Below are 20,261 nucleotides of genomic sequence, written 5' to 3' on the forward strand. Positions count from 1 at the left end.
TCAAGCGTGGCAATGACCATCAGTTTGCCTTATGCAAAATCACCGCGTGCGTGCTTCTCCACTCTGTGCGCTTTGATGCACCCGCACAGCCCCGGTCGGTTTAGTGACAGTTGATGTCGAGTTTGTGTTGCTTCAGGCGTTATTGGCCCGTTACATTCGATCCACACTCGCATCGGGTGCACGGAGGCCGCATTGGATACGCTGGTTTTCATCTGGAGTAATGCGGCATCGATCGGCCATATGCTGGTCGATCACGTGTTGATCGTGCTGGCCGGCGTCGGCTGCGCGATCGTGACGGGCGTCACGCTCGGCATCGTCATCACGCTCAACGAGCGGCTCGCGCGCGTCGTGCTCTATACGGCCGCGATGCTGATGACCATTCCGTCCATCGCGCTGTTCGGCCTGCTGATCCCGGTGCTGTCGCTGATCGGCCAGGGCATTGGCTTCCTGCCGGCGGCCATCGCGCTGTTCCTCTATTCACAGTTGCCCATCCTGCGCAACACCTACGCGGCCATCCGCAATCTCGATCCCGCGCTGCGCGAAGCCGCGCAAGGCATGGGCATGACTTCGTGGCAGCGGCTGCGCCGCGTCGAAATGCCGATCGCCGTGCCGATCATCATGGCGGGCGTGCGCATGGCCGTGGTGATGAACATCGGCATCGCGGCAATTGCGACTTACATCGGCGCGGGCGGACTCGGGCGGCTCATCAGCCGCGGTATCTCGCAATCAGACCCGCGGCAACTGGTGGCGGGCGCGCTGATCGTCGCGCTGCTGGCGATCCTCGCCGATCTCGGCCTGGCCGCGCTGCAATGGCGTCTCACGCCGGAAGGCATGCGGCCGCGCCGGGCGCGCTTCCTGTGGCGGCGCCCCACGCGGCCGCCGCTCGCGGCGCCTCTTGCACACACGCCTGCCACTCCGGCGGAGGGACGATGATCGAGCTTCGAAACCTGACCAAGCGCTTCGCTTCACGCAGCGACAAAGCGGTCGTCGACGACATTTCAATGACCGTCGAGGAAGGCGAACTGTGCGTGCTGCTCGGACCGTCCGGCTGCGGCAAGACCACCACGCTCAAGATGGTCAACCGGCTGGTGCAGCCGACCTCGGGCCGGATCCTGATCGGCGGCGTGGATACGGCGGGCTTCGATATCGTCGAACTGCGGCGGCGCATTGGCTATGCGATCCAGCAGGTCGGCCTGTTCCCGAACATGACGGTGGCGGACAACATCGCGCTCGTGCCGGAGATGCTCGGCTGGAACAAGACGCGCATCCGCGAGCGCACGGAACAACTGCTGGCGATGGTCTCGCTCGATCCGGCCACCTTCATGCCGTGCTATCCGCGCGATCTGTCGGGTGGGCAGCAGCAGCGCGTCGGCGTGGCCCGGGCGCTGGCCGCCGATCCGCCGGTGATGCTGATGGACGAACCCTTCGGCGCGATCGATCCGATCAACCGCACGTCGATCCAGGACGAGTTCCGGCATATCCAGAAGAGCCTGCGCAAGACCGTGATGTTCGTGAGCCACGACATCGACGAAGCCATGAAGATGGGCGACAAGGTAGCCATCTTTCGGGACGGCAAGATCGAGCAGATGGCCAGTCCCGACGAATTGCTGGCGCGTCCGGCGAGTGCGTTCGTCGCGGATTTTGTCGGCACGGACCGGGCGCTGAAGCGCCTGCGCCTGATGCGCGCCGCCGATGCCGCACTGGAACCGGCGCGGGTTGCGCGACTGGGCTACGCAAGCGCGGATGCACGTGCCCTCCTGCGCGATCATCTGGCCGACACGCTGGTCGTGCTGGACGCACAGAATCAGCCGGTGGGTCATGTCGGACCGCTGGAACTCGCCGCCGCAGGCGCGACGCTCGACGCCGCCCGCGTCCGTCCGCTGCCCGCCGTGGTGCGCGCGACGGACGACCTGCGCTCAGTCATGTCGATGCTGCTCGCACACGGTGTCACGTGGCTGCCGGCCGTGGATGCCGACGGCGGTTTCATCGGCTACGTGACGCACGAGCGCATTGCGTTGATGGCGCGCGCGGCATGCGCTTCGGGCGAAGCATCGCCGCAGGTCGTCGCCGCGCCGCCTGCGGACGATATCGCTCTCGCCGCTGGAGCCGTGCGATGAAGCCGCGCGGCGCCCGCCTCGCCTGTGCGCTGCTCATTGCATGCGTCAGTGCCTCGGCTCATGCGGACAACTGGCTGACATCGATAGGCCAGTATCGCGCGGACATCGTCTATCAGGCCGGCCAGCAGATGCTGATGGTGCTGATCGCAGGCGTTGCGGCGATCCTCGTGGCCGTGCCCGTCGGCATCTGGCTGAGCCGTCCTGAGAATGGCCGCGCCGCGCATTTCGTCATGTTCACGCTGAACGCCGGCCAGGCCGTGCCGAAGCTCGCGATCCTCGCGCTCGCCATGAGCGTGCTCGGCATCGGCGCGAAGCCTGCGATTCTCGCGCTGTGGCTGGCCACGCTGCTGCCCATCGCGATGAACACCTACGAAGGCATCCGCGCCGTGCCGCCCGCGCTGATCGAGGCGGCCAACGGCATCGGCATGACGCAATGGATGATCCTGCGCAAGGTCGAACTGCCCAACGCGATGTTCGTGATTCTCGCCGGCGTGCGCACCGCGCTGGCGATCACGGTCGGCACCGCGCCGCTGGCGTTTCTCGTCGGCGGCGGCGGACTGGGCGAACTCATCTTCACCGGCATCGACCTGAACGACTTCACGATGTTGCTTGCCGGCGCCATCCCGACCGCCCTCCTCGCGGTCGCCACCGACCTGTTCGTCGCGCAGTTGCAGCACTTTCTCGTGCCGCGCGGCGTCAGTCCACAACGTTGATCCTTCTCCCGGAACCGAAGCCCATGTTCAAGCCGCTGTTGTCACGCATGCTGTCGTCGCGTCTGCTCGGCGCATCCCTGTTCACACTCGCTTTGGGCGCATTCGGTGCGAGTCAGGCGGTACAGGCCGCATCGACTATCACGGTCGGCGGAAAGAACTTCACCGAGCAAGTGTTGCTCGCGGAGATGACCACGGAACTGCTGAAGGCCAAGGGCTTCGACGTCGTGAAGAAGGACGGCATGGGCAGCACGGTGCTGCGTCAGGCGCAGGAGAACGGTCAGGTGGACGTGTACTGGGAATACACCGGCACGTCGCTCATCACCTACAACAAGGTGACTGAGAAGCTCGATCCGCAACAGACCTACGCGCGCGTGAAGGAACTCGATGCGCAAAAGGGCCTCGTCTGGCTCGACCCGTCGAAGGCGAACGACACGTACGGCCTCGCGATGAACCGCGATGTCGCGCAGAAGCTCGGCATCGCCACCCTCAGCGATCTGGCGAAGGTGCTGAACAGCGGCAAGGAGCTCACCTTCGCGTGCAATTCCGAGTTCTACGCGCGGCCCGACGGCCTGCGTCCGCTGGAGAAGGAATATGGCTTTCACTTCGGCCCGGCGCAGATCAAGCGCATGGATTCGGGTCTCACGTATCAGGCGCTGAAGGATCGCCAGGTGGATACCGCGCTGGTCTTCACGACCGATGGCCGCGTGCCCGCGTTCAACTTCGTCGTGCTGCGTGACGACAAGAATTTCTTCCCTGCCTATGCATTGACACCGGTTGTGCGCAAGGCCACGCTCGACGCCAATCCGAACCTCGCGGGCATTCTCAATGCGCTGTCCGCCAAGCTCGACGACGCGACCATGGCCCGCCTCAACGCCGAAGTCGACGTGCAGAAGAAGTCGCTCAGCGACGTCTCCGGCGCGTTCCTCAAGTCCGCCGGCCTGCTCTGATCCATGCGGGCGCAGCCAGTCTTGCGCGTCGCGGCCGCGCAGATCGAGACGGTTCCCGGCGATCTCGCGGCGAACCTCGCGGTGCATCGGCGGGTGATCGGACAGGCTTCGGAAAGCGGCGTGCGGCTGCTGGTGTTTCCAGAACTGTCCTTGGCCGGGCACGGCGCGGGCGAGCATGCGCTCAAACTCGCCCTCACCCGCGATGACGAAGCCTTGCTCGAACTCGCGCGCGGCTGCATGGATCTGTCGGCGGTGGTCGGCTTCATCGAGGAAGCGCCCGGCGCGCTGTTCTACAACAGCGTCGCGACACTGCATGCGGGACGCGTGGTGCAGGTGCATCGCAAGATTGCGCTCGCAACCTACGGCCGACTCGACGACGGCAAGTACTACGGACACGGCGAACGCCTCGATCAATTCGCGTTACCGGACGACCCGCGCTGGCGCGTTGCGACGCCCATCTGCGCGGACCTGTGGAGTCCGGCTTTAATGCATCGGCTGGCACGCGATGGCGCCACGCTGTGCGCCGCGCCGGTGAGTTCGGCGGTGGAAGCGGTCGGCACCGAGTTCGACAACCCGCGCGGCTGGGACACCGTATTGCGTGCCCATGCACTCGTCTACGGCCTGCCGATCGTGTTCGCCAATCGCGTCGGACAGGAAGGCACGCTGCACTTCTGGGGCGGCTCGCGCATCGTCGGCCCGCGCGGCGAGATCCTCGCGCAGAGCGAGACGGCACGCGAGGACCTCGTGATAGCCGACCTGGACTACGGCGCGGTACGCAACGCGCGCTTCGACCTGCCGACGGTCCGCGACGCCCGCGCCATCGACACGGTTCTATCCCGACGCGCGTCCGGAAACGATGAAAACGACATCGTGTCGGTTTCGTGATCGGGTAGGTCGGGTGGCTGTCGGCATGCGCCAAATCGGCGGCAGACAATCGGTCTAACTGATCGTTCGCACGGAGAACACGACGATGATCGACCCGACACGCGTGCGCGCTGCCCTCGCGCAACGCCGTGACAATTTCTCGCTGCCGCAGCCGTTCTACACCGACGACGCGTTTCATCAACTCGATATCGACGCCGTCTTCAACAACGAATGGCTCTTCGCCTGCAACAGCTGCGAACTGCGTGAACCGGGCGATTACCTGACACTCGAAATTGGCGCGACCTCGGTCATCGTGCTGCGCGACCGCGACGGCGAGATCCGCGCCTTCTTCAATACCTGCCGTCATCGTGGCTCGCGCATCTGTCTCGACGAAAAGGGCCATGCGCACCGCCTCACCTGCGCGTATCACCAGTGGGTCTACGAACTCGACGGTTCGCTGCTGCATGCGCGGCAGATGCCCGCGGACTTCGAGCGCGAAGCGTATGGACTGCGGCCGGTGCATGTCGGAATCGTGTGCGGCATGGTCTATATCTGTCTCGCCGATACGCCGCCGGACCTCACGCGCTTTCGCGACGCCGTGACGCCCTACATCGCGCCGCATCAGCCGTGGCGCACGAAGGTCGCCGCCGTCTCGACGATGATCGAGGACGCGAACTGGAAGCTCGTCATCGAGAACAATCGCGAGTGCTATCACTGCGCGGGCAATCATCCGGAACTGCTTGCGACGCTGGTCGAATTCGCGCTGCCCGACGATCCGGCCGGCTCGCGCGATTTCCGTTTGCTGATGGACACGCAGGCGGCCAAGTGGGAGCGTCATGGCCTGCCGCATCTCCCGGCCGACGGCGGCGACGAGTTCCGCTGCATCCGTTTGCCGTTTCATCGCGGCGCGGTGTCGTTCACGCCGGATGGCTCGCCGGCCTGCGGCAAGCTGCTCGGCGATCTCACCGACCCGGACCTCGGCTCGGTGCGCATGTTCCGCGTGCCGAACAACTGGAATCACTTCCTCGCCGATCACATCATTCACTTCCGGATTCTGCCGCTGTCGGCGTCGCGCACGATGCTGCGCACGACCTGGCTCGTGCATGAAGACGCGGTGGAAGGCGTCGATTACGACATCGATACGCTGACCTCCGTGTGGAACGCGACCAATGCGCAGGACGCGCGGCTTGCGGCCAACAATCAACTGGGCGTCGGCTCGATTGGCTACACGCCGGGACCGTATGCGCCATCCGAATTCATGCTGCGCAACTTCACCCACTGGTACGCGAACAAGCTCGCAAGCTATCTGGATGGTTCGCGTCCGCATCGTTCGATTGAACTGAAGGTGTCGAATGGCTGACGTGCTGATCGACTCCGACACCGTAAATGCGTTCGACGAAGCCGCCGTGCGCACGCTCGAGTGCATCGGCGTGCGTGATGAAGCGCCGGGCGTGCGGACCTTCCTGTTGCGTGATCCGCATGCAGACGGCGCGCGCCGCCATGCGCCGGGACAGGCCATGCTGCTGTCGCTCGATATCGACGGCGTGCGGCATGACCGGACTTTCTCGATCGCTTCGTCGCCACTCGGGCGCGGCGTGATCGAACTGACGATCAAGGCGCAGCGCGACGGCGTCGTGACGCGCTGGCTGCACGAACACTGCGTGCCGGGCGTGCAAATCGAGGCGCGCTATCCGCTCGGCCGCTTCACGCTCGACGCGGCGAATCCGGCGCCGCTTGCGCTGGTATCGGCGGGATCGGGCGCCTCACCGCTGATGTCGATGCTGCGCACGCTCGCACACAGCCGGCCGGATGCCGACGTTGCCTGGCTGCACAGCGCGCGTCACGCCGACGATATCCTCTTTGCCGCCGAACTCGCCGCGTTGCAAGCGCGCATGCCGAACCTGCGGATCAGCGTCTGGCTCAGCGCGCCCGCGCCGGGCTGGTTCGGCCTGCGCGGACGCATCACGCGCGGCACGCTCTGGGCGATGACGCCGGACTTCGGCCGGCGCACGGTGTACTGCTGCGGCCCGGCGGGCTTCATGCAGGGCATTCGGCAGATTCACGCGGCCGAAGGCGCGCGGCGCGCGGCGTTTCATATCGAGCATTTCGGGCCGGCACCGGTCGATCCGCAAGCACCGACGCCCGACGACACGCCCGGCGTCATCCATCACGCTACCTTCGGCGACAAGCGTTTTGAAGTGCGCGCGGGCGAAACGCTGCTCGTCGCGGCGACGCGTCAGCAAGTCGTGATTCCCTGCGGCTGCGCGAGCGGCATGTGCGGCACCTGCAAGGTCCGCCGCGTGTCCGGCGAAGTCTCGATGCAGCATGCGGGCGGTTTGTCCGCCGCCGAGGAATCGCAAGGCTGGATTCTCGCGTGCTCCAGCCGCCCTTCCACCGATATCGAGATCGCCCTCAGATGACACGCCTCGCCGCACCTTTGCAGGACGACGCCAGCCGCTTCACGCATGGGTTGAGTTTCGACATGCTGCCCGATACGGTGGTGCGCGACGCGCAGCGCCGCCTGCTCGATCTCTTCGGCATCGCGGCGGCGGGCACGAGTACGCGGATGTCGTCGATTGCGCGCGAACATGCGCTCGACTGCTTCGCCGCCGGCCGCACTCCGGCGCGCATGCTGTTCGACGGGCGGATCGTCAGCGCGGCGGGCGCGGCCTTCGCGGGCGCCGCCACTATCGACAGTTTTGACGGCCACGACGGCCACGCGCTCACCAAAGGCCACGCGGGCGTCACGGTGCTGCCCGCGCTGCTCGCGATGACCGAACGCGCGCCCGGCATGAGTGGCCGCGAGTTCATCGTGCAGACGGTGCTCGGCTATGAACTCGGAACGCGCGCGGGCATCGCGCTGCATGCAACGAGCCGCGAATATCACACGTCGGGCGCGTGGAATGCGCTCGCGGCGGCGGCCATCGCGAGCCGCGCGCTCGGCTTCGACCTGCCGACGACGCGTGATGCGCTCGGCATCGCCGAATATCACGGGCCACGCTCGGACATGATGCGCTGTATCGATCATCCGACCATGCTGAAGGACGGTTCTTCCTGGGGCGCGCTCGCGGGCATCAGCGCGGCCTTGCTCGCGTCGCGCGGCTTTACTGGCGCGCCGGCCACGACCGTCGAACGCGATGCGCCCGCCGTCTGGGCCGACCTCGGTGAACGCTGGCTGATCCTCGAACAATATGTGAAGCCGTATCCGGTGTGCCGCTGGGCGCACGCTTCGATTGCGGCGGCGCTTGCAGTGCGCGCGCAGGCCGGTTTCGATGCAGCGGACATCGTGCGCGTGGAGATCGAAACCTTCCATCAAGCCGCGCGCCTGTGGTCCGACGCGCCCCGCAATACCGAGGAAGCGCAATACGGCGTGCTGTTCCCGGTGGCCGCCGCGCTGCTGCATGGACGGGTGGATGCGGACACCATCGGTGACGCGGGTCTCGTCGATCCCGCCGTGCACGCGCTGCTGCCGCGTCTCGTGACGCGCGAACACACGGCATTCAACGCGGCCTTTCCCGCCGAGCGCTGGGCGCGCGTGAGCGTCGAACTGCGCGACGGACGCCGCCTCGACTCCGGTCCGATGCAAGCAGGCGGCGACCCCGCGCGCCCGTTGCCACCCGGCGTCGAACGCGACAAGTTCCGCAGCCTGGCGAGCGCGCGATTCGGCGCACGTTTCGCGAGCGAACTCGAAGCCGCCGTCGATGCACTCGCCGAACCCGACGCGAGCGCCGCCCGCTTGTGCGAGCTGGTGTTGAATGCACCGCCCGCCATCGAAGAAACCGATGCACACGCCTGCGACAACCAGGCCGTCACCTCTTGATCCAGCGAACCGACACAGTGGAAAACGAAGCCATGCACACGCCGTTCCATGATCCCGCCAGCGTCGCGGGCAAGGCGCCGCCGGTCGGCGAAGCGACTGATCTGCTCATCGTCGGCGCCGGTCCCGCAGGCATAGCGGCGGCGCTCGAAGCGGCGGGACGGGGCATCAGCGTCACGCTCGTCGATGAAAATCCGGTGCCGCTCGAAACCATGGGCGAGGACGTGCCGCTGCACTTCGGCGGCCGCATGAACGCGTCGGCCGGCAATGCCAACGCGATGCTCGAAGCGATGCTGGAGGCGCGTCCCGAACTCGGCGACGCGCTCGATGCGGGCGTCGATGTCAGGCTCGGCACAGCCGTCTGGGGACTTTTTCCGCATGGTCCGGCGCGCGCGTGGATGGACACGCATGCCGCCGGTCTCGCCGATGCGTCGCATGCGTGGCTCATGAGCTTCAGGCAAGTGATCGTCGCGTCCGGACGGCGCGACATGGGCCTCGCCTTCGACGGCTGGCAGCGGCCTGGCGTCATGGGCGCGAGCGCCGCATGGCGGCTCGCCGTGCTCTACGGCGCACTCGATGCGCGCCGCGCGGTGCTCGTCGGCCGCGACACGGATGCGCTGAACGTGGCCGTTGAACTGATGGCGCGCGGGGTGCGCATTGTCGCGGTGATCGAGCAGTCGGATGCAATCCTCGGCGATCCGGCGCTCGCGTCGCAACTCGAAGCGGGCGGCGCGCGGCTGCTCGTGCGTCACGCGGTGCGACACGCGCACGGCGATGCTTATGGCGTGACCTCAGTTGAAGCGGCATCGGTGGAATCCGGCGCGCTGACCTCCTTCGATTGCGACACGGTCCTGCTCGGCATCGCCGCTTTGCCTGCGATCGAACTGCCCGAAGCGGCCGGCTGCGCGACGACGTTCGACGCCGCGCGCAGCGGTCATGTCGTGGGCGTCGACGCGATGCAGCGCACGTCGCTGCCGTTCATTCATGCGGCCGGCGATTGCGCCGGCGTGTGGGCCAGCAAGAGCCGCGATGAAGCGATCGCGCGGGAAGAAGGCCGGCGCGCGGCGCGGGCGGCGCTCGATGCATTGGGCGCGGCATCGGACAGTACCGCCGCAACGACGCCGATCGAACCCGACACGCCCGCATACGACATCGCGCAGGCCCGTGTGGAATGGGTTCGGGCGAGCGTCGTCGGTGCGGCGGGCGAGCCGTTCGTGTGCCAGTGCGAGGAAGTGACTGCGCGCGAAATCCTCGATGTGCGTCCGCCGCGCTATCTCGACTGGCATCCCGCCGATGCCGCGCACGACACACGCGGCGTCGCCGGGCTCGCGCGAAGCGGCCCGCCGAACCCCGATGCAGTCAAGCGCCTGACACGCGCCTGCATGGGTCCGTGCCAGGGCCGCCGCTGCCGCGAACAAGTGGCGGCGCTGCTCGCCATCGGTTCGGAATGCGCGCTGCCGCAGATTCCGCTCGCTACCTTTCGCGCGCCCGTGCGTCCGCTTGCGCTGCGTCAGCTGGCCGAAGTCGCCGAAGCATCATCGACCGCTGCGCATTGGGACAGCTGGTTCGGCATGGCCTCGCAATGGGTGCCGTTCTGGCGCGTCGAGCCGCTCTACCGTGCGGGCACGCGCCAGGTCGGCGAAGCCGTCGCAAGCGAATAACAGTTCGATGCCATGGCTTCCCACAGCAACTCTCAATCGCAATCGAGGCACGCAGGCATGAACACATCGGCAGCAGACACAGGCACGGACGGCGGCACGGTCAAGGGCGCATCGGTCGTCATCGTTGGCGGCGGCGTGACGGGATTGTCGGCGGGATGGTGGCTCGCGCGCGAGGGCATCGATGTGCTGGTGCTCGAAGCAGGCATGCTGGGCTGGGGCGCATCGGGGCGCAATGGCGGCGGCTGTTCGCATCATCACAGCCCGCTTTTCATGGAAGAGCAGCGCCTCTGGCCGATGATGGACGACCTGCTCGGCTATCCGACCGAGTTCTGTCGCGAGCGCATCCGCATCGCGCTCGACGAACAGCAGTTCATCCTCTACCGGCGCGCGCTGGAGAACGGCGAGCATCACGGACTGCGCTCCGATGTGCTCGACGCGAAGCAGGTGCGCGAACTCGTGCCGCTCGCGGGCGACAACGTGCATGCCGGTTACTTCTATCACTTCGGCGGGCATGCGAATCCGCATCGCACGTTGCAGGCTTATGCGTGGGCCATGGAGGATCACGGCGGACGCATCCTGCAACACACGCCGGTGACGGGTTTCGTTTCGCAAGGCGGACGCGTTTGCGCGGTCAAGACGCCCGCTGGCGAATTTGCCTGCGACCATCTGGTGATCGCGGCCGGACCGCATACCGGCGTGCTGGCGGCGCAGCTCGGCATCGACGTGCCGCTGGCGGCGGCGCGCGCGGAGATGATCGTCACCGAGCCGCTGCCGCTGATGCCGCTGGGCGGCATCGACGGCAACGGACTGTATGGGCGCCAGACGCTGCGCGGCAATCTCGCGTATGGCGGCGGTCCGCACGAATGGCTCGCGCTCGACGACGTCCCCAAGGTCCGTCCTCATTCGACGCCGCTTCAATGCAGCATCGCGGCCCGGCTCGCGGCATTGCTGCCGAAGGCCGCGCATGCGAAGGTCATCCGCAGCTGGGCGGGCTATATCGAGAACACGCCGGATGGACGGCCCGTGATCGATCGACCGGCCGCGCAGGGCAACGTGACGGTGGCGACCTTGTCGAGCGTGGGGTTTGGCTTGTCGCCGGCGAGTGGCCATGCGATCCGCGATCTCGTCGTGGACGGGCATTGCGGGTTCGCCGATCTGTCGTCGTTCTCGCTTGCGCGCTTTGCCGAACTGGAGCCCAATTGGCGCGAATTGCAGGGCTGGCTGCCGTTGCCGTTGCGCGCCGCGGCGCCGGTACTGGAAGCCGCGTAGAAGCTCAAGACCGCGGCTGCGCCGCGCGCAACTCCGTCGGGCTGATGCCATACGCCCGGCGCACCCAGCGCGCCAGATGCGACGGCGACGCAAAGCCCGTCGCCACCGCCACATCGGCGACAGGCACGCTCGAATAGGTCAGCATGTCGTGCGCGCGCTCCAGCCGCAGTTGCACGTAGTAGCGCGCAGGCGTCGCGTTCAGATGCCGCAGGAAGAGCCGCTCCATCTGCCGCGACGTCATGCCGATCGCCGAGCCGATGTCGTTGATCTGCACCGGCGTCTCCACGTTCGCACGCATCATCTCGATAGCCCGGCGAATGCCGCGCGGCAGGCTCGCGTGATTCTGATCGCGCCAGCCGCGCTGATTGTCGGCGGTGTCGCGCATGCGTTCGTGGTGGAACTGGTTGGCAACGCGCACTGCCAGATCGCTGCCATGCTGCGTCTTGATGAGCTGCAGCATCATGTCCATCGCCGCGATGCCGCCCGAGCACGTCATGCGGTCGCGGTCGATATCGAACAGCCGGCTGCTGCACAACAGATCGGGAAACGCCTCTGTGAAGGCAGGCAGGTTCTCCCAGTGAATCGTGCAGTGATAGCCGTCGAGCAGGCCCGCGAGCGCGAGCAGCCAGGTTGCCGTGGACAGCGAGCCGATCACCGCGCCCGTGCGTGCCGCGCGCTTCAGCGCCGCAACGAAGGCCGGTTCCTGCGCGGGCGCGAGACGCAGGCCGCCGCAGATGAACACGTAGTCGGCCTCCTTGATCACGTCGTCGAACCTGCGCGTTGCCAGCGCAATGCCATTCGATGACTCGACCGGCTCGCCATCGAGGCTCGCGAGCGTCCAGCCGTACAACGTGTCTCCCGCGAGGCGATTGGCCGAGCGCAGCGGCTCGATGGCGGACGAGAGGCTCATCATCGACAAGCCTTCGGCCAGCAGGAACACGAACCGGCGCGGCGGCACGGTGGCGGATGAAGAAGAGTGAGTAACCAAGGCGCGCGACGTGGGGTTGACGATGCATGCCTTCGCTGAGCAGCAAGCGCACCCGCGAAGACGCCGTGTTCGATGCTTGTGCCCGCTATTATGGCGCGCAGGAGGAAGCCATGCGAAATACATTCGTCGGGGTGGACCTGCGTGCCTTGCAGGCATTCGTCGCCGTATGCGAGACCCGCTCGATGACCGAAGCCGCCCGCGTGCTCGGCGTCACGCAGAGCGCGGTCAGCCAGCTGATCGCCGCGCTGGAGCGTGAACAGGGCGTCGCGCTGTTCGACCGTGAGTTCCGGCCCGTGCGGCCCAACGCGGCGGGACGCATCCTGTTCGAGCAGGCGGGCGGGCTGCTCGAACATGCGCAGGCGGTCTCGCACAACGTGCGGACGGCGACGAGCGAAGGCGTGTCGAGCCTGCGCATCGGCTGCGTGGATTCGTTCGCGGCCAGTGTCGGGCCGTTCATCGTGCAGCGTCTGTCGGAGCGCATGAAGACGCTGTCGATGTGGTCCGGTCTCACGCCGATCCTGAGCGAACAACTCGCCAACCGCGAACTCGATCTCGCCATCTGCACGGAAGCGACGCTCGATCCACGGCGCGTCGAATTGCGTCCGCTGTTTTCGGAGACCTTTGTCGCCGTCGCGCCGAAAGCGTTCTGCGCGGAACGCACGCCGCGCGACTTTCATGACGTCGTGCGTGAACTGCCCTTGTTGCGCTACACCGGGCGCTCGCTGATCGGGCAACAGGTGGAACGGCTCGTCAAGCACATGAACTTCCATGCGCCGAACCGCTACGAGTTCGATGACACCGACCCGCTGCTCAGTCTCGTCGCGTCCGGCTTTGGTTGCGCGATTACTTCGCCGCTGTGCCTGTGGCAGTCGCGTGCGCATCTGCCGGACGTGACGGTCGTGCCGCTGCCGATCACGCGCATCGGGCACCGTGACTTCTACATCCTCACGCGCCGTTCCGAATGGTCCGCGATGGCCGAAGCCGTGTCGCGCGAGTCCATCGCCGTGACACGCGACGTAATCGCGCCCGGGCTGCATGCGGCCCTGCCCGGCCTGCCCGCCGCACTCTTCGACACCCACGCGGGGGAAGACGAAGCACAGCGCAATGCAGCATCGAATTAGCCTAACTGCTTCAAAACATAAGAGTTGCTGATTCGGCAAGCCGCTTTATGGCGACAACGCGTTCGCCACTACCATCGATGGCGAACCAGACCACTCCGGGCACGCCGCCGGTTCAAACCTCTCATTCAGACGGAACATAACGATGACAAGCAATCGCCGTACATTTCTGAAGCAGGCTTCCTGGATCGGCGCCGCCGCGGCCACGGCGGGCATCTCGGCGGGCTTCGCGCCGCTGGCGCGCGCGGCGGCCGTTCCCGTCAACTACGGCGGCTCGGCGTGGCTCGGGCATTACGCGGCCTATGTCGCGATGAAGACCGACATCTTCACGAAGCTCGGCATCGACTGTCGCTGGCAGTCTTTCTCCACGTCGTCCGCGCGCATGGGCGCGGTGATGTCGGGCAACCTCGATATCGCGGGCACGGGCGTCGTCTCGGCGCTCGCGCTGATGGCCAACGGCGCGAAGCAGTTCCAGCTCATCACCACGCCCAACAACTTCGGCAAGTCCGAAGGCCTGCTGGTGCATGCAAACGTGAAGTCGCTCGCGGACCTCAAGGGCAAGAAGATCGGCGTCACGTATGCGTCGAGTTCGCATGTGCTGCTGCTCGACGTGCTGCGCCAGGCCAACATGGACCCGAGCAAGGACGTCAGCATCATCAATCTGCCGGCCACCGAACTGCTGACCGCCTATCGCGGCAACCAGATCGACGCCGCCGCCGCATGGACGCCGACCTTCGACCGCATCCGCGCCCTGCCCGACACGAAGCTGCTGCTCGACGACTCGTCCTTCTCGCTCTACAAGCAGTTCCAGCTGACGCCGGGACCGGACGTGCTGCTGGTCCGCACGGCCTTCGCGAGCGCGCATCCGGAAGTGCCCAAGGCTTTCCTGCAAGGCATCGCGCAAGCCAACGACCTGATGACGCAACAGCCCGAGAAAGTCGCGCCGATCCTGATGACGCTCACCAGCCTGTCCCAGGACGAGCAGATGGCGGTCCTCAAGCAGACCCAGTGGTATTCGCACGCGCAGCAAAAGGCGCTCTTCGTGGGCAATGGCGGCAAGCCGGGCCCGTTCGTGGACGGCGTACAGAAGCTCTCGGACATGCTCGTCGATTTGAAACAGATCGATCAGTCGCCGAATGTGGCGGACTGGATCAACGCCACTTATCTCTGAGCGCGCGCGGATGGCCTCCAATCGTAGATGGCGTGACGGCGGCGGTCTCTTCGTCGTCAGCGCATGCTCGTTGATCGGCTTCCTGCTGCTGTGGGAACTCATCTGCCGCGCGGGATTGGTCGACGCCGTGTTCCTGCCTGCGCCGTCGCAAGTGCTGGCGCGCGGCATCCGCATGTGGAACCAGCATGCGCTGCTCGACCACGTGCTCGCGTCGACGCGCCGTGTGATGGTCGGCTTCCTTGCGGCCGCGCTGGTGTCGATTCCGCTCGGCATCATGCTCGGCACGTCGCGCGTGGCGCGCGCCGTGTTCGATCCGCTGCTGTCGTTCCTGCGCCCGCTTCCCTCGATGAGCTGGATCCCGCTGTCGCTGCTGTGGTTCGGCATCACCGAGACGCAGAAGTACAGCATCGTCTTCATGGGCTCGTTCGCGCCCGCGCTGCTGTATGTGATCGACGCGACGCGCAGTATCGACCCGATCTTCATTCGCGCGGCGCGCAATCTCGGCGCGAACCGCTGGCAGGTCATGGTCGAAGTGATCCTGCCCGGCTGCATTCCGCAGATCCTGTCCGGCATGAAGGTGATTCTCGGCCTCTCGTGGACCTGCGTGATCTCCGCTGAACTCGTCGCCGCGCAACAAGGCCTTGGCTTCATGATCATGAACGGACGCGAGTTCTTCCAGACCGACACGGTCGTGCTCGGCATGGTGCTCATCAGCATCACGGTGCTGATTACCGATGCCGTGTTTCGCCTTATCGAACGCGGGGTGCTGTCATGGCAACGATGAATGCGCCGATGATCCGCCTCGAAGGCGTCGCGAAAAGCTATGGCACGTTGCAAGTGCTGAAGGAAGTCGACCTCGATATCGCCCGCGGTGAATTCGTCGTGCTGCTGGGTGCGTCGGGTTGCGGCAAGTCGACGATGCTCAACATGATCTCCGGCTTCGAGCAGCCCACGCACGGCCGCGTGCTCGTCAACGACAAGGTGGTGAAGGACATCGAGCCGGCCTGCGGCATGGTGTTCCAGCAATACGCGCTGTTTCCGTGGAAGACGGTCAGCGAGAACGTGGCGTTCGGTCTCAAGATGCGCGGCGTCAGCAAGGCGGAGCGGCGCGAGGCCGCGCGCCGTCATATCGAGGCGGTGGGCCTCAAGGGCTTCGAGGACAGTTATCCCGGCAGGCTCTCGGGCGGCATGAAGCAGCGCGTGTCGATTGCGCGCGTGCTCGCCAACGACCCCGATGTGATGCTGCTCGACGAACCCTTCGCCGCACTCGACGCGATGACCCGCCAGGTGCTTCAGGAACAGCTGCTTACGCTGTATGAAAAAAGCGGCAAGACCATCGTTTTCATTACGCATTCGATCGACGAAGCGCTGATGCTCTCCACCCGCATGATCGTGATGGGCGCGAAGCCGGGGCGCATCGTGCAGGACATCCGCAACGACCTGCCGATGCCGCGCTCCGCCGAAGTGCAGCTCTCGCCCGCGTATCTCGAGATGAAGAAGTCGATCTGGGAAACCGTTCAGGCCGAAGTCATGAAGGGGCTGGAAGGCACCATCTGACACCGTGGCGTGCCCGCGCTTCTGCTTAGCATCGTTGTTCCTTATGAACGCCGCGCGGCAGAGGCGGCGCGGCACACTGCATCCATCATCCGCATCGCAAAGGAAGCGCAACCGTGAATACTTATGACGTGGTGGTGATCGGGGCCGGCGTGATCGGCACGTCGGTCGCGTTCCACCTGCAAAAGCTCGGCGCGAAGAATGTGCTCGTGCTGGACCGCGCGACCATTGGCGCTGGCACGACCTCGCAATCGTCTGGCATCCTGCGCACGCATTATTCGGTGAAGGAAAACGTCCAGCTCGCGCGCAAGTCGTGGGCCGTGTTCAACGACTTCGCGACGTATCTCGGCGACGACGAAGCGTCGTGCGGCCTCGTGAAGAGCGGCTACATGATCGTCGCGGCCGAGGGCGACAAGGTCGAGCCCTTGCGCGCCTCGCTCGAACAGCAGCAGCAACAGGGCATTCCGCTCGAATTGCTGAGCGCGCAGCAGGCGCACGAACTCATGCCGATCGCCCGCTTCGACGATGCCGCGCTGATCGGCTTCGAACCCGAAGCCGGTTTCGCCGATGCCTATCTGACCGCGACGAGTTTTGCGCGCGCCGCGCGGCGCGGCGGCGTGACGATCCGCGAGAACGTTACGGTGAACCGCTTGCTGATAGAAAACGGCAAGGTGCGCGGCGTCTCGACCAGCGCGGGCGATTTCGCCGCCTCGATGGTCGTCAGCACGCAGAACATCTGGACGCCGGAACTCGCTGGCTGGACCGGCCAGGCGTTGCCGGTCTCGCCCGAACGTCACGCGGTGCTCGCGCTGGAGTGCGCAGGCGCGGCCTACACGTACCAGATGCCGGTGTTCAAGGACCTCGCGTCGCCGGGCATGCTCTATTACCGCAGCTACGGCGGCAATCAGATGCTGGTGAGCGAAGGCACCGCCGGCGAAAAGCTCGACCACGCCGACACCGAACAAGGCGACATTCCGATGGACTATGTCGTCGAAGTCGGCGCGCAGGTTGCCGAGCGCTTTCCGGCCTATGAGGCGGCGGGCATCGCCTCGTCGTGGACCGGCGTGTACGACGTCACGCCCGACTGGAACCCCGTCCTCGGCGGCTTGCCCGGCATCGAAGGGCTGGTGATCGGCTATGGCTTCTCCGGTCACGGCTTCAAGCTCTCGCCGACTGTCGGCCTGGTGCTCGCGCAAGCCGCGCTCGGCATGCCGACCGAGGTTTCGCTCGCGCCGTATTCCATCGAACGTTTTGCGACTGGCGCCTTGCTGACCGGCAAGTACGGCGTCGGCGCGGTTTCCTGAAGAAAGGCCCCGACATGAAAGTCATGGCAGCAGTGAAGCGTGTCGTCGATTACAACGTGAACGTCCGCGTGAAGGCGGATCACAGCGGTGTCGAGACGAGCAACGTGAAGATGTCGATGAACCCGTTCGACGAAATCGCCGTGGAAGCCGCCGTGCGGCTGAAGGAAGCCGGTCATGCCAGCGAAGTGATCGCGGTGACCTGCGGCCCGGCGCAGAGTGCGGAAACGCTGCGCACGGCGCTGGCCATCGGGGCGGATCGCGGCGTGCATATCCACACCGATGCGGAATTGCAGCCGCTGGCCGTCGCGAAGCTGCTGAAGTCCGCGGTCGAGCGTGAACAGGCGCAGCTGGTGATTCTCGGCAAGCAGGCCATCGACGACGATGCGGGCCAGACCGGCCAGTTGCTCGCCGCGCTGCTCGACTGGCCGCAAGCCACGTTTGCCAGCCACATCGAGATCGGTACGGACACGGCCACGGTCACGCGTGAAGTGGACGGCGGTCTCGAAGTGATCGAGCTCACGTTGCCGGCCATCGTCACCACGGACCTGCGTCTGAACGAGCCGCGCTACGTGACGCTGCCCAACATCATGAAGGCGAAGAAGAAGCCGGTCGATACGCTGAGCCCGGCGGAACTCGGCGTCGATCCTTCGCCGCGCCTGAAGACGCTCACCGTGAAGGAACCGCCCGCGCGCCAGGCAGGCGTGCGCGTGACCGACGTGGCCGCGCTCATCGACAAACTCCGCAACGAAGCGAAGGTAATCTGAATGACCACTCTCGTCATTGCCGAACACGAAGGCGCGCGCATCAAGGCGGCGACGCTCAACGCGGTGAGCGCCGCGCAGCAGTTGCAGAACGGCGTGCATGTGCTGGTCGCGGGTCACGATGCACGCGGCGCCGCGGAAGCGGCCAGCGCCATTGAAGGCGTCGAGCGCGTGATCCTGATCGACGCGCCGCAACTCGCGGACGGCCTCGCCGAACCGCTTGCCGCGCAGGTGCTGATGCTGGCGCCGTCGTACACGCATCTGTTCTTCCCGGCGACGGCAGCGGGCAAGAACGTCGCACCGCGTGTGGCGGCGAAGCTCGATGCGTCGCAGATCTCGGATGTCATCGCCATCCATGACGCCGATACCTTCGATCGCCCGATCTACGCGGGCAACGCCATCGCCACCGTGCAGTGCGGCGATGCGATCAAGGTCGCGACGATCCGCACCACCGCGTTCGATGCCGCCGACGCATCAGGCGGCACGGCGCAAATCGACACGCGCGAAGCGATGGCCGCGAATGGACGCGCCCGCTTCGTGCGCCGCGAGATCGCCGTGAGCGAGCGGCCCGAACTGACCTCGGCGCGCATCGTCGTGTCGGGCGGACGCGGACTCGGCAGCGCGGACAACTTCGCCATTCTCGACCCGCTCGCGCAAAAACTCGGCGCGGCCGTGGGCGCGTCGCGCGCGGCCGTGGATTCGGGCTTCGCGCCCAATGACTGGCAAGTCGGGCAGACGGGCAAGATCGTCGCGCCGCAGTTGTATGTGGCGGTCGGCATCTCGGGCGCCATCCAGCATCTGGCCGGCATGAAGGACTCGAAGGTCATCGTCGCGGTCAACAAGGATGGCGAGGCGCCCATTTTCAGCATCGCGGACTATGGACTCGTCGGCGATCTGTTCGAGGCCGTTCCGCAACTCACGCAAGCGTTATGACCCACGCGCGGTAGCCGTGCTGCCGCGCACCTTGAGTTCCGCATCGAGACCGATGAAACGCGGCGCCAGATCACGCCCCTGTTCGATCCGTTCGAGCAACGCGCGCGCCGCAATGGCGCCCGTGTTGTACTTCGGCTGCGCGACCGTGGTCAGGCCGATCAGCGGATGACTCGCCAGGAAGATGTCGTCGAAGCCGGCCACCGAGATATCGCCGGGCACGGACACGCCCTTGTCGCGCAACGCACCGAGTACGCCGATCGCCATCAGGTCGTTGGCGGCGACAATGGCCGTCGGCGGTTGCCGCATGGCGGCCAGCAACGCGCCCGCATGCGTGCCGGCCTCGATCGTGTAATCGCCCGGTACGACCAGCGCGGGATCGATCACGAGCTTCGCCCCGGTCATCGCCGCGCGATAGGCACGATAGCGTTCGGCGGCCGAACTCGAATCCCGCAGGCCTTTCACGAAGGCAATGCGCCGATGCCCCAGCGACAGAAGATGTGCCATCAGCGCGCGCATCCCCCCCCGGCTGTCGATGGCAACCAGGTCGCCGCTGACTGCATCGCTCTTCCGGTTGATCATCACGATGGGCGGAAGCCGCGCGAGATCCAGTTCCTCCGCTTCGCGCGCCGTCAGTTTCTGCGCAACGAGGATCAGGCCGTCCACGTGTTTGTCGATGAGGTTGCGCAGATACGCCACCTTGCGGTCGGATTGCGAGCCGGTGCTGCACAGGATCAGGTTGTGATGCCGTTCCCACAGCGCGTCTTCTATGCCATGCAGCACTTCCGGCGTGAACGGATTCGCGATGTCGCCGACCACCACGCCCACCGACCACGTGCGGTTCATCCGTAGCGCGCGCGCGGTCGCCGACGCCACGTAACCGAGTTCGCTCACCTTCGCGAGCACGAGCGCCCGCGTCTCCTGCGCGATGTGCCGCTTGCCCGCCAGCACGTTCGAAACCGTGGCGGGCGACATGCCGCACGCTGCGGCCACGTCGAGTATGGTGGGACGATAACGCGCGCCCGAGCGCGCTTTCGATGTGCTCAC

General features: G+C 66.1%; 19 protein-coding genes. 17 read left to right on the forward strand and 2 right to left on the reverse strand.

What is annotated here, in order from left to right; genetic code table 11:
* Window positions 1-192 precede the first annotated feature (192 nt).
* The 10 genes from QCE88_RS37960 to QCE88_RS38005 all read left to right on the forward strand — a co-directional run bounded on the left by QCE88_RS37960 (window position 193) and on the right by QCE88_RS38005 (window position 11,388).
* Window positions 193-933, forward strand: coding sequence for an ABC transporter permease (locus tag QCE88_RS37960; protein ID WP_409018288.1), 741 nt, complete (start codon window positions 193-195; stop codon window positions 931-933).
* Window positions 930-2,117 carry an ABC transporter ATP-binding protein gene (locus QCE88_RS37965; RefSeq protein ID WP_309910842.1) on the forward strand — a complete coding sequence of 396 codons (1,188 nt, stop codon included), beginning with the start codon at window positions 930-932 and terminating at the stop codon, window positions 2,115-2,117. Before QCE88_RS37960 ends, QCE88_RS37965 begins: the two co-directional genes overlap by 4 nt.
* Window positions 2,114-2,830, forward strand: coding sequence for an ABC transporter permease (locus QCE88_RS37970; protein WP_309910844.1), 717 nt, complete (start codon window positions 2,114-2,116; stop codon window positions 2,828-2,830). The genes QCE88_RS37965 and QCE88_RS37970 overlap by 4 nt, the downstream gene beginning before the upstream one ends.
* A gap of 23 nt (window positions 2,831-2,853) precedes the next feature.
* Complete coding sequence (locus tag QCE88_RS37975; protein ID WP_309910846.1) at window positions 2,854-3,777, forward strand: glycine betaine ABC transporter substrate-binding protein; 924 nt, start codon at window positions 2,854-2,856, stop codon at window positions 3,775-3,777.
* 21 nt (window positions 3,778-3,798) lie between these two features.
* Complete coding sequence (locus QCE88_RS37980; protein ID WP_309910848.1) at window positions 3,799-4,662, forward strand: nitrilase-related carbon-nitrogen hydrolase; 864 nt, start codon at window positions 3,799-3,801, stop codon at window positions 4,660-4,662.
* A gap of 85 nt (window positions 4,663-4,747) precedes the next feature.
* Window positions 4,748-6,001, forward strand: coding sequence for an aromatic ring-hydroxylating dioxygenase subunit alpha (locus QCE88_RS37985; RefSeq protein ID WP_309910850.1), 1,254 nt, complete (start codon window positions 4,748-4,750; stop codon window positions 5,999-6,001).
* Window positions 5,994-7,061, forward strand: coding sequence for an iron-sulfur cluster-binding domain-containing protein (locus QCE88_RS37990; RefSeq protein WP_309910851.1), 1,068 nt, complete (start codon window positions 5,994-5,996; stop codon window positions 7,059-7,061). The genes QCE88_RS37985 and QCE88_RS37990 overlap by 8 nt, the downstream gene beginning before the upstream one ends.
* Entirely contained in the window at window positions 7,058-8,461 is a 1,404-nt protein-coding gene (locus QCE88_RS37995; RefSeq protein WP_309910853.1) for an MmgE/PrpD family protein, read from the forward strand. The genes QCE88_RS37990 and QCE88_RS37995 overlap by 4 nt, the downstream gene beginning before the upstream one ends.
* Window positions 8,462-8,493: 32 nt before the next feature.
* The gene (locus tag QCE88_RS38000) at window positions 8,494-10,119 is read left to right on the forward strand and encodes an FAD-dependent oxidoreductase (RefSeq protein WP_309910855.1); all 1,626 of its coding nucleotides are present in this window, start codon (window positions 8,494-8,496) and stop codon (window positions 10,117-10,119) included.
* 57 nt (window positions 10,120-10,176) lie between these two features.
* Entirely contained in the window at window positions 10,177-11,388 is a 1,212-nt protein-coding gene (locus QCE88_RS38005) for an FAD-binding oxidoreductase (protein WP_309910857.1), read from the forward strand.
* A 4-nt stretch (window positions 11,389-11,392) separates the two neighbouring features.
* Here QCE88_RS38005 and QCE88_RS38010 read toward each other — a convergent pair whose 3' ends face one another.
* Window positions 11,393-12,376: a GlxA family transcriptional regulator gene (locus tag QCE88_RS38010; protein ID WP_309910858.1), complete on the reverse strand. Its 984-nt coding sequence runs from the start codon at window positions 12,374-12,376 to the stop codon at window positions 11,393-11,395.
* Between the two features lie 110 nt (window positions 12,377-12,486).
* On the opposite strand from QCE88_RS38010, the gene QCE88_RS38015 reads away from it, so the two are divergent.
* The 7 genes from QCE88_RS38015 (at window position 12,487) to QCE88_RS38045 (ending at window position 19,217) form a co-directional block, all read left to right on the forward strand.
* Entirely contained in the window at window positions 12,487-13,497 is a 1,011-nt protein-coding gene (locus tag QCE88_RS38015) for a LysR family transcriptional regulator (RefSeq protein ID WP_309910859.1), read from the forward strand.
* A 142-nt stretch (window positions 13,498-13,639) separates the two neighbouring features.
* Entirely contained in the window at window positions 13,640-14,665 is a 1,026-nt protein-coding gene (locus QCE88_RS38020; protein ID WP_309910861.1) for an ABC transporter substrate-binding protein, read from the forward strand.
* Between the two features lie 10 nt (window positions 14,666-14,675).
* Window positions 14,676-15,449, forward strand: a complete 774-nt coding sequence (locus QCE88_RS38025) for an ABC transporter permease (RefSeq protein WP_309838492.1) — start codon at window positions 14,676-14,678, stop codon at window positions 15,447-15,449.
* On the forward strand, window positions 15,437-16,222 hold the full coding sequence (locus tag QCE88_RS38030; RefSeq protein WP_309910863.1) for an ABC transporter ATP-binding protein: 786 nt from the start codon (window positions 15,437-15,439) through the stop codon (window positions 16,220-16,222). Before QCE88_RS38025 ends, QCE88_RS38030 begins: the two co-directional genes overlap by 13 nt.
* Before the next feature lie 113 nt (window positions 16,223-16,335).
* Window positions 16,336-17,523, forward strand: a complete 1,188-nt coding sequence (locus QCE88_RS38035) for an FAD-binding oxidoreductase (RefSeq protein ID WP_309910865.1) — start codon at window positions 16,336-16,338, stop codon at window positions 17,521-17,523.
* A 14-nt stretch (window positions 17,524-17,537) separates the two neighbouring features.
* The gene (locus QCE88_RS38040; protein ID WP_309910867.1) at window positions 17,538-18,287 is read left to right on the forward strand and encodes an electron transfer flavoprotein subunit beta/FixA family protein; all 750 of its coding nucleotides are present in this window, start codon (window positions 17,538-17,540) and stop codon (window positions 18,285-18,287) included.
* Window positions 18,288-19,217, forward strand: coding sequence for an FAD-binding protein (locus QCE88_RS38045; RefSeq protein WP_309910869.1), 930 nt, complete (start codon window positions 18,288-18,290; stop codon window positions 19,215-19,217).
* Here the strand turns inward: QCE88_RS38045 and QCE88_RS38050 are convergent.
* Window positions 19,212-20,261 (reverse strand): LacI family DNA-binding transcriptional regulator, encoded by a 1,050-nt coding sequence (locus tag QCE88_RS38050; RefSeq protein ID WP_309910871.1) that lies wholly within the window; start codon window positions 20,259-20,261, stop codon window positions 19,212-19,214. The genes QCE88_RS38045 and QCE88_RS38050 overlap by 6 nt on opposite strands.

This window comes from Caballeronia sp. LZ035 (assembly GCF_031451175.1).
Classification (GTDB): domain Bacteria; phylum Pseudomonadota; class Gammaproteobacteria; order Burkholderiales; family Burkholderiaceae; genus Caballeronia.